The sequence below is a fragment of the Paenibacillus glycanilyticus NBRC 16618 genome (assembly GCF_004000805.1).
In the GTDB taxonomy this organism is placed as follows: domain Bacteria; phylum Bacillota; class Bacilli; order Paenibacillales; family Paenibacillaceae; genus Pristimantibacillus; species Pristimantibacillus glycanilyticus.
This window is the reverse complement of record NZ_BILY01000034.1, coordinates 71,765-81,880: the sequence shown is the minus strand read 5'-3', so window position 1 is coordinate 81,880 and position 10,116 is coordinate 71,765. Positions and strand designations below refer to the sequence as shown.

The window sequence follows — 10,116 nt, the reverse complement described above, 5'->3', positions numbered from 1 at the left end:
GCTTGCGAAGCCGCTGCCGGAGCCGCAATCGCTGTTGCAGCTGCCGCCGTATTGCCTGCGGCCTTCATTTCCTTCATTCTTGCCGAAGCTTGTTCGAGATCGTTTCCGCCCTCAGCTTCTTTTTTCGTCGTCTTGAGCAGCAGAGCCGCAATGACAAACGATACGATAGCGGCGGTTACGATACCGCTCAGAGCCGCAAGAAGGCCGCCTTTTGGAGCCATGGCAATGTAAGCAAAAATACTGCCCGGCGAAGGCGGTGCAACTAGGCCCGCTCCAAACAGGGAGAAGGTGAAGGTACCGGTAACGCCGCCGGCGATAACGGCCAGAATCAGACGCGGATTCATCAGGATGTACGGGAAGTAAATCTCGTGAATACCCCCGAAGAAGTGAATGATCGCTGCGCCGGAAGCGGACTGCCTCGCCGAGCCGCGGCCGGCAATCATGTAAGCAAGCAGAATGCCGAGGCCTGGACCCGGGTTCGATTCCAGCATGAAGAGAATCGATTGCCCCGTCCGGGACGCTTCTTCTAATGCGATAGGGCTCAATACGCCATGGTTAATGGCATTGTTAAGGAACAAAATTTTTGCCGGTTCAATAATAATGTTAGCTAGCGGGATCAGGTTATGGTTAACCAGGAACTCCACGCCGTTAGATAAAATCTTGGTTAATTGCTCGATAACCGGACCAACGCCGGTATAAGAAATCAGCGTAAGAATCGCGCCGATAATGCCAAGCGAGAAGTTGTTCACCAGCATTTCAAAGCCGGATTTGATCTTACCCTCGATCGATTTATCGAATTGCTTCAGTACCCACGCGGCCAGCGGACCGCAAATCATGGCTCCGAGGAACATCGGGATGTCCGTGCCCACGATAATGCCCATTGTCATCAGAGCGCCGATAACGCCGCCGCGCTGCTTATGAATCATCGTACCGCCCGTATAACCGATCAGAAGCGGAAGCAGATACTTGATAATCGGATCAACAAGCTTTGCAAGGGTTTCGTTCGGCAGCCATCCCGTAGGAATGAACAACGCCGTTATGATCCCCCATGCTATAAAAGCACCAATATTGGGCATAACCATACCGCTGAGAAAACGTCCAAACTTCTGGACTCCCACACGAATTCCCCCGGTTGGAGAACTGTTTTGCACTTGCTGCATTTTTGGGTTCCTCCTCTATAAAATCGCTTTCTTTTTACCGGACCGGCAGTGCCGCCCGGGTTACTATCATCGTAAAGGATGCCTTCCGCCAGAACAACAAAAGGAAAACGAGGTTTTGTCAATCATACTGTTGACAAGATTTAATTAGATTATCAACGACAAAAAGCCACCCCTTATAAAAGGAGTGGCCTATTGGTTTCGGGGGGAGGATGCTTAATTCAAATCGGCTCCGCCCATCCGCTTATTTTCCAGAAACTTTCTTAGTATTCGCCTTTAATGACAAAAAACGAACCGCGAATGGTACCGGCCAGCTTCGATTTCTGTCTGGCGAACTTGAACTTTCCTTCCAGCTCCTGCGGCACTTCCATCCCTTCGGAAAGCTTGAAGCCAACAGCCCGCTTCTTCGCGTCGTCTACCGTATACATCACGTTGAGAGCCAGTCCGTCCTCATAGAAGACGTAGGTAAATTTGATATTCTCGACTTGGAACTGCGACGTCTCCAGCGGTTTTGCCGAGAATTCGATATTGCGTTCCTGCAAGATCCGGTTCACGTAATCCAGGGCATCCTGACTTTCGCTCGCGGGCACAACCGTAAACTCATGCTTGTATTTGGTCATGAAATAACGGGCTTCGTTCGCGCGAAGACCGGCCAGCGTCTCTGCTACAGGCGAAGACTCCAGGCCAACGGTAGACACATTTTTAAAATCGACGGTGTAGGACATTCCCATTCCTCTTCTCTCACGAAATTTTCCTATTTACAGCATTTCTAATCTATCAGATATTATACCAAAAAATGTTTGCTAGAAAGCTTCTTATTGGAAAGTTTCCTTCGTGAGCGAATGGGATTAAGCCTCTTTTTGTTTCTTGCGGTTAGACAATAATAAGGCCGGAAGGAAGGAAAACGCGGCAAAACCGACCGACCACCAGAAAGCGACCTGATAAGCATCGGCAAGGGAGACAAGGCTGCCGCCGGCACCGCTTTTCAGCTGATGTCCGATGACCGTTGCCAGAACTGCCGAACCAAACGCTCCCCCAATCGTCTGGAAGATCCGCGTCGAAATGCTGGCATGCGGAATTTGCTCCTTCTGCAGCCCTTCATAAGCGGATACCATAATCGGAATAAAGATGCCGTTCATCGCCGCCCCGCGCACAAGCTGCGCCAAGCCTAGCACGAAATGGCTCGTATCCGTTCCCGCAAAAGCAAACGGAATGCTGGACACCAGCGTGACCGCCAGACTGACAAGCACAATACTCCTGGAGCCTGCTCGGTCAGCCAGTTTACCGATCCAGCTCCTCGTCAGCAGCATCCCAACCCCCTGAGGAATCAACAGCAGCCCCGTCGTCAGCACGCTTTCGCCGCGAACCTGCTCGTAATAGAGCGGGAGCAGCAGCATGGCACCGTTCATGACCATACCGGAGAAGAACAAAATAATATTGGACGCCAGGAAATGCCGCGAACGAAAAAGATGCAAATCAAGCAGCGGGGCTTGCTTCGTGCGCAAGGCATAAACGACATAGGCAGCCATCAGCGCAATCCCCGCCGCAAGCGGAATCAGGGCCCCTGCCGAAGAAAGCCCGTCGGAGCTGGTCTCTGAAATCCCGTAGATAAGGGCGGCGAATGCCGGAGACAACAGCAGAAGCCCAAGGACGTCAAATTTCGGTTTATTTGCGGCAGCCTCACCCTTTGGAATGTGCCGCCAGGACAGCCATAACGCGACCAGCATAACCGGAATGTTGACGTAGAAAATCCAGCGCCAGCTCATGTTGTCCATAATGAGCCCGCCCACGACCGGACCAAGAATCGGACCGATCAGCGTTGGGATACTAATAAGCGCGATCAGCCTTCCGAGCCCGCGTCCCCCAGCCGATTGAACAAGCACGTTCGTTATCGTAGGGACGAGCAGTCCCGCTCCCGCTCCTTGCAATAACCGGAAGCCGATTAAGCTTTCGGTGCTCCATGCCAGCGAGCATAGGAGTGACGAGACCAGGAACACCCCCAGCGAGAACAGATATAAGTTCTTTCCGCCGAACCGCTGTATGGCCCATCCCGATACCGGCACCGCTAGTCCCATCGTGAGCACATAGCCCGTAATCACCCATTGAGTGGTCGATACCGTGCTGTGCAAATCAACCGCAAGCGTATTGATTGCCACGTTGATCATGGTTGAGTCCAGTAAGGGAACAATAGCTCCGAGAACAAGAATAAGCGCGATTTTTAAAATGCCGGGATCCATCTTTTCCTTTGGAGCTTTTATTGCCTTTGCGTGGCTTTTGGCCATTCTGCTCACCTCTTCGCAATTTAGGGTACGGTACGTACCGTACCTTATTGCAATACAATATTATAATTCTAGCGAAAATGCAATATACTATTTACAAGAGACTAGAAGGACGTTGTCCTAACACAACCCGGGAGATGGAACACGCTATGACCGAATCGCAGCAAGATCGCAAAAAGAACAACGAGGATCAACAAGCGGGGGGATCGCGGAGACGCGGAGACGTTCTGGAGAATGCCATATTGACCGCTGCATGGGAGGAGCTGCGGGAAACCGGCTACTCCAAGATGACGATGGAGGCTGTTGCGACCCGGGCAAAAACAAATAAGACCGCCGTTTACCGCAGGTGGCCGAATAAGGCGAAGCTGGTCATCGCCGCAATGATCAAGCATATGCCCAAGCCCTCGCTCGACACTCCCGATACGGGCAGCTTGCGGGATGATGTCCTTTCCTTGATGGATCGGATTATTAAACCCATGCAGCTGATTGGGGCCGAGACCATTCATGGGCTGATGGTTGATTTGCACGGGGACGAGCTTCACGCCAAGATGACATTGTCGCCAAGAGCGGAAGATCCGCTGTCCGTCGCCATGACGAATATTTTGCGCAATGCCGAAAAGCGCGGCGAGGTCATTCTCGAAGGGCTGCCGGAACGCGTCATCACCCTTCCCGTCGACCTCGTGCGGTACGAGGTGCTCACCACTCATACGCCGCTGACCGACGAGGCTATTCTCGAGATTGTGGACGATATTTATTTGCCTCTCGTACGAAAGACAAGCAAACAAGGCTGAACCGAATTGCCCCGGCTCAGCCCCGTTTGCTTTTGTTTATTTCCTCCTACTTATCCTTCAAAAATTTCAAATCTTCTTTGACGCTGGCATTCTCGTTTTATCGGCTCCTTTTCAACTTCTTTCAAGCACACATTCAACCGGAGGAATTTCAATAAATCCCTCAATACTAGGCTGCCTTAGCGACCCGCCTTCCGTCCATTCCGCATATTTGATTTTTACGGTCTTTTCTGGCCGCACCCCTATGGCATCCTTATGACGTTGCGGAAGGTTATCAAAAGGAAGATGGCCGATAATCATTCCCCTCAATTCTTCCGTCAACTCTCTCCAATCGTTAACCGTCATCTTCCCTGTGCCGGTATGCCCTATATAATGCAGCCTGCCATTGGAATCGTATAATCCAAGCAAAATGGAATTAATCGTATGATGACGGAGCGTAAATCCGCCAATGACAGCGATGAGATCCTGAAAGTTTTTCACCTTTAGCCAGTCATCCCTTTTCTTCCCGATAGCGTAGGAGGAATTCAGCCTCTTAAGCACAATCCCCTCCATATCTTGCTGCTTTACGGCATCCAATAAGCCTGTGGCGTAGCTGACTGACGGGACCAGCTGGATATGCTTATTCGGCGTAATGATTCGAGTCAATAGCTCTGCTCGCTCATGAAACGGCTTATCTTGGATCCACGCCCCATTGAAGTAGACAATGTCGAAAATCATATAGAAAATCGGCACCGTCTCAATGGCCCTCTCTATCCGATCCCTGTTCCGGACACCGTCCCTTCTCATCACCCGTTGAAAGGACGGCTTGCCATGCTCTCCTAAGGAGACTACCTCGCCGTCTAAGATGACGGATTGGCTTGCGCAATACTCGCTTAGGTTCCCGATCTCCGGATAATGCATGGTCCTTTCGTTTTTCTTGCGATTATAAAGCTTCACTTCACCGCGATCGGCATAAGTTAAAATCCGGACACCGTCCCATTTTACCTGCGCGATCCACTCTTCACCCGTTGGAATGGCTGCGCTCTTCACGGGCTCCATTGGTAAAATAGGCTCCATACTGATCACTCCGTTTTTTGGATAATACATAGTTTGAGCCAAAAGAATCGAAAATATAGAGAAAATACAGGGGGCGGGCATTGGTGGGCGTGGAAGAAGTCGTCGTTGATGGCAAGAGGATTGCCATTACTCATCCCGACCTTATGATTTGGGAATCGCAGGGGATTTCAAAGCTTGACTACATACACTATTTAGTCCGTGTATCGGGCTACATGATTCAACATGCAAGGGACAGGCTGCTCATGTTGTGGCTCTACCCGCATGGAATAGCCGGAAAGAGAATCGAGAAAAGGTCTGTTCCTGCATCGGCACCGGAATGGGTTAGCCGGGTTTACTATAAAAATAAGGAACGGATCTTGCTAAACGATACGGCAACCTTGGTGTGGGCCGCGAATTACGGTGCTCTGGAATTTCACGTTCCGTTCGACCGCTATGATAAAACCGATTTTCCTATGGAAATGGTAACGGCTTTTATTGCCGAATATTTCAGAGAGCAAATGCCGGAGCAGATTACGCTTGAAAGAGTCGTTTCGAAAAGAGGCAGCAAGCTGTATTTCGATTACTTGCAGCTGTGGAGAGGAAGAACCATGCCTGTCGTATACTCCCCGCGAGCTAGGCCACACGCAACGGTTGCAACCCCGTTAACATGGCCGGAGCTGGCGGAAGGGATTCAGCCTTCGGACTATACGATGTTGAATATAGCGGGAAGAATAAGCGAAAAAGGGGATTTGTTTCAGCAGCTGACTGCCAACAAGCAGAATCAATCCCTTCATGAAATTTTAGCGTTTATTGAAAGAAACAAGGGATAAGGCCATCCTTCTCTCGGATGGCCTTTAAAGCAGGTTATTTCTGTACGACCGCCATCATGGGGTAAAAGTCGGTCGTCATTAAGCCCGCAGCAACGGCGGGGTCCTCCGCGATTAGTTTTGTGACTTGATCCGCATTCTCCACCTCAATTACGGCAAGTCCATGAGGATCATCCGGTTTTTTCAACCGGACCGAAGACGAGAGCAATCCCTTGATTCTGCTGTTCCGTCCAATAGGCAATATGCTGGTGCATAATCCCTCTCTCTTCTGCCGTCATATCCAGATGAAACGTTGCTCTTGGCGGTGTAGACCATAACATGAAGTGCATCTTCTGAAGCCTCCAATACCTTAAAGTTGTCGTTTATAACTCAATCATACTTCTTTAGAATATTTCCTCAATCCCTCTTGGGAATTCAACACCGTTTTCTTCGTGCAAGAAGATTAAATCCTAGCGAATCGGGTATTTGAACGTAAGGTTCTTATACGGCTAGGAGGAATGATCATGGATAATAAGAAGACGGAGCAATTAAAGAAATACACCGTTAACAACGAAGGTATGCAAGACTTGACCACCAACCAGGGGTTAAAAATGGCTGAAGACGAGTTCTCCTTAAAGGCGGGGCAACGCGGCCCTACACTTTTGGAGGATTTTCACTTTCGCGAGAAAATGACGCACTTCGATCATGAGCGCATTCCCGAGCGGATCGTTCATGCCCGCGGCGTAGGCGCTCACGGTTTTTTCCAGCTTTACGAATCCTTAGAGGAGTTCACCAAGGCCGATTTTCTTACGGATCCATCTAAAATTACGCCTGTATTCGTGCGTTTTTCCACGGTGCAAGGATCAAGAGGATCGAGCGATACCGTTCGGGACGTACGCGGGTTCGCGACCAAGTTTTATACGGATGAAGGCAACTACGATTTGGTGGGCAACAACATGCCTGTTTTCTTTATTCAGGATGCCATCAAGTTTCCCGATTTCGTCCATGCCGTTAAGCCCGAACCGCATAACGAAATCCCGCAAGGGGCCAGCGCGCATGATACGTTCTGGGATTTTGTCGGGCAAAATCCGGAGACGGCCCACATGGTGATGTGGGTCATGAGCGATCGGGCCATTCCGCGCAGCCTTCGCATGATGGAGGGCTTTGGCGTGCATACCTTCCGCCTCGTGAACGCGGCAGGACGATCTCATTTCGTCAAATTCCATTGGAAGCCCGTCTTGGGGATTCATTCCTTGGTTTGGGATGAAGCTCAGCAAATCGCGGGCAAAAATCCGGATTTCCATCGGGAGGATTTATATGAGGCGATCGAAAAAGGCCAATATCCCGAGTGGGAGCTTGGCTTGCAGCTTATTCCGGAAGAGGATGAGCATAAGTTCGATTTTGATCTGCTGGACCCCACCAAGTTGTGGCCCGAAGAGGAAATTCCGGTGAAACGGGTCGGTAAAATGACCTTGAACCAAAATGTCAGCAATTTCTTCGCGGAGACGGAGCAGGTGGCCTTCCACCCCGGTCATGTCGTGCCCGGTATCGATTTCTCGAACGATCCCCTTTTGCAAGGGCGGTTATTCTCCTATACCGATACACAACTATCCCGGCTAGGCGGTCCCAACTTCCACCAAATTCCGATCAACCGGCCCGTTTGCCCGTTCCATAACAATCAATGAGACGGCATGCATCAGATGAGCATTCATCAGGGACAAACCAGCTATCATCGGAACGGATTAAACGTCAATCAGCCGGCGCCGGTTCCCGAAGAGCATGGCGGTTATGCGCATTATCAAGAGCGAATTGACGGCCGCAAAATCAGAGGACGCAGCGAAAGCTTCCTGGACTTTTTTTCGCAAGCGAAGCTTTTCTACAATAGTCTGGCCCCTTATGAGCAAGAGCATGTCAAGAAGGCATTCAGCTTTGAGCTTGGCAAATGCAAATCCGATCTCGTAAAAGCAAACGCTATCGCCCTGTTAAATCATGTCGACCGCAGCTTGGCGCAAGAGGTGGCGGACCAAATCGGAGCCCCTCTTCCCGATGAGAACCGGGAAGTGAAATCCGACAAAAAATCACCCGCCCTCAGCATGGCCGATACCGTCCTTCTCCCCGATACGAAAAAAGTCGCCATCGTGCGGGTTGGCGATCCTGATGTGGAGCGGTTCGCCGATTGGACAACGGCTCTAACGGAAAAGAACGTTAATTTTACGATTGTTGGCCATAAGCTCCATGACTTGCCTAACCCGCTGAAAGTAACGGCAACTTTCGAGACGACGGACCCTACTCTCTTCGATGCCGTTTTATTGGTAAGCAGCGAGTCTACGATTCCCGCGCCTGCCTTGGCATTCATCGAAACGGCATATAAGCACTATAAACCGTTGGCGCTGGCTCTCAGCGATCATCAAGCGTTAGCGTCGGCAAGGGTGCGATTAGACGAGGCTGGCGTGTACGATTTAGCTCATTCCACGATTGAGGCTTTCATTAACGGAATCGCACAAGGCCGTTTCTGGAAACGACAGCTGTAAGTCAATCTATAAGCGGAACGCATTACAAAAACCCGGTCTGAATGACCGGGTTTTACTGTATGACAATATGCAATATCCGAGCTTAAATCTGTGCTTCCACGCCATGATCCGGAACGACGGAAGCCGGCTTTACTAATGCTTTCTTCTCCCAGACCCTGCTTCTCCAGCGAAGCAGCATCATAACTCCGCGCAGCCATTCGTCCACGGTAAAGGCAATCCATACGCCAAGCAGGCCAATCCCGAAATGAACCCCGAGCAAATAAGCAAGCGGTACCGAGACTCCCCACATGGAGACAACGCCCGCTAATACAGGGAACCGTGCATCCCCGGCGGCACGCAGCGAGTTGATGATGACCATATTAAAGGTGCGGCCGGGTTCAAGTATGATGGAAAGCAAAAAGATGCTCGCCCCGGCAGCAATGATTTCAGGGTCCTTTGTAAACAGCCCGATCAGCTCATGCCGGAATATCGCGGCCGTGCCAACAACAGCCAGCGTTAACAGGAAGCTGATTCGTACGCTTTTCATCAGTCGCCGGTAAGCTTCCTTCATTTCTCCCGCACCGACCATTTGTCCGACGATGATCTCCGTACCCATCCCAATGGCCAGAGCCAGCGCCATAAAATAGTTCGATACGTTCATGACGTACACATGCGTGTTTAACGCAGTGATGCCAATCATATTGACGAAACCAATGATCATCAGGTATTGCGACTGGTAAGAGAGATGCTCCCCTGCCGCGGGCAAGCCGATGCTCAGGATTTGTTTTGCGTAAGAAGCTTTCCAGCGCACGTAATCCTTCCGTTGAATCGGTACGGCAATTCGGCGGTACAACAGGATAAAGAGAACAACGATGCCAAGCAATCGGCTTACGACCGTTGATATAGCCGCCCCCGTAACTCCCCACTCCGGGAAGCCCAGGTTGCCGAAGATAAGCAGATAATTCCCTCCCATATGGAGGAGGTTGACGCCTAGAGTTACAAACATAACGCTCTTCGTATTTCCCGTTGAACGGATAACCGACGAGACCGCGTAGGAAAGCGCCTCGACCCAAATAAATCCGCCGATAATCTTTAAGTAGTGGTTCGCGATTCCGATTTGTTCGGGGTTTAAGTGTAACATCCGCAGAAGCGACTCCCCAAAACATACGATAACAATGCTGACGACGATTCCGAAGATCAGATTCATCGAGATCGCCATTGCCGAAATACGGCTCGCCTCTTTCGCCCGCCGGGCGCCGATATACTGGGATACCGCAACGCTGGTGCCAATGCCGACAAAGCCGAACATCATAATGCAAAAATAAATGATTTCGTTGGCTAAGCCTACTGCGCCCGTTGCCTTGTCGGAGATGCGGCTTAACATAAACACGTCAACCGTGCCCAGCAGCATCCGCAGTACGGAGTCTACGAAGATAGGCCAGGTTACGGCATAAAGACTAAGCTTTTTCCAAGATGGAGTATGGTCTGATAAAGTCACGTTTACAAGCTCCCACTATGTTTATTCTCTGTCGCCTTCCCTA

General features: G+C 50.6%; 8 protein-coding genes and 1 pseudogene. 3 read left to right on the top strand and 6 right to left on the bottom strand.

The features are described 5' to 3' along the window. From PGL01S_RS23135 to PGL01S_RS23125, 3 genes are all read right to left on the bottom strand, one after another. On the bottom strand, nucleotides 1-1,160 hold a 1,160-nt coding region (locus PGL01S_RS23135; RefSeq protein ID WP_127496899.1), incomplete at its 3' end, for a PTS mannitol transporter subunit IIBC. Between the two features lie 260 nt (nucleotides 1,161-1,420). Beyond that, on the bottom strand, nucleotides 1,421-1,882 hold the full coding sequence (locus PGL01S_RS23130) for a DUF8821 family protein (protein ID WP_116394566.1): 462 nt from the start codon (nucleotides 1,880-1,882) through the stop codon (nucleotides 1,421-1,423). A 123-nt stretch (nucleotides 1,883-2,005) separates the two neighbouring features. Continuing rightward, complete coding sequence (locus PGL01S_RS23125; protein WP_127496898.1) at nucleotides 2,006-3,439, bottom strand: MDR family MFS transporter; 1,434 nt, start codon at nucleotides 3,437-3,439, stop codon at nucleotides 2,006-2,008. Between the two features lie 146 nt (nucleotides 3,440-3,585). On the opposite strand from PGL01S_RS23125, the gene PGL01S_RS23120 reads away from it, so the two are divergent. Beyond that, on the top strand, nucleotides 3,586-4,227 hold the full coding sequence (locus tag PGL01S_RS23120) for a TetR/AcrR family transcriptional regulator (protein WP_127496897.1): 642 nt from the start codon (nucleotides 3,586-3,588) through the stop codon (nucleotides 4,225-4,227). A 111-nt stretch (nucleotides 4,228-4,338) separates the two neighbouring features. Here PGL01S_RS23120 and PGL01S_RS23115 read toward each other — a convergent pair whose 3' ends face one another. Continuing rightward, on the bottom strand, nucleotides 4,339-5,280 hold the full coding sequence (locus PGL01S_RS23115) for an ATP-dependent DNA ligase (protein ID WP_127496896.1): 942 nt from the start codon (nucleotides 5,278-5,280) through the stop codon (nucleotides 4,339-4,341). Between the two features lie 83 nt (nucleotides 5,281-5,363). Here PGL01S_RS23115 and ligD point away from each other — a divergent pair, with 83 nt between their 5' ends. Further along, complete coding sequence (ligD, locus tag PGL01S_RS23110; protein ID WP_244935716.1) at nucleotides 5,364-6,089, top strand: non-homologous end-joining DNA ligase LigD; 726 nt, start codon at nucleotides 5,364-5,366, stop codon at nucleotides 6,087-6,089. A gap of 167 nt (nucleotides 6,090-6,256) precedes the next feature. Here the strand turns inward: ligD and PGL01S_RS31150 are convergent, their stop codons facing one another. After that, nucleotides 6,257-6,415, bottom strand: coding sequence for a hypothetical protein (locus PGL01S_RS31150; RefSeq protein ID WP_218032381.1), 159 nt, complete (start codon nucleotides 6,413-6,415; stop codon nucleotides 6,257-6,259). A gap of 174 nt (nucleotides 6,416-6,589) precedes the next feature. Here PGL01S_RS31150 and PGL01S_RS23100 point away from each other — a divergent pair. Next, a pseudogene (locus PGL01S_RS23100) lies at nucleotides 6,590-8,596 on the top strand (catalase). Nucleotides 8,597-8,678: 82 nt separating this feature from the next. On the opposite strand, the gene PGL01S_RS23095 reads toward PGL01S_RS23100, so the two are convergent. Continuing rightward, nucleotides 8,679-10,073 (bottom strand): MATE family efflux transporter, encoded by a 1,395-nt coding sequence (locus PGL01S_RS23095; protein WP_127496895.1) that lies wholly within the window; start codon nucleotides 10,071-10,073, stop codon nucleotides 8,679-8,681. Between the last annotated feature and the right edge of the window lie 43 nt (nucleotides 10,074-10,116).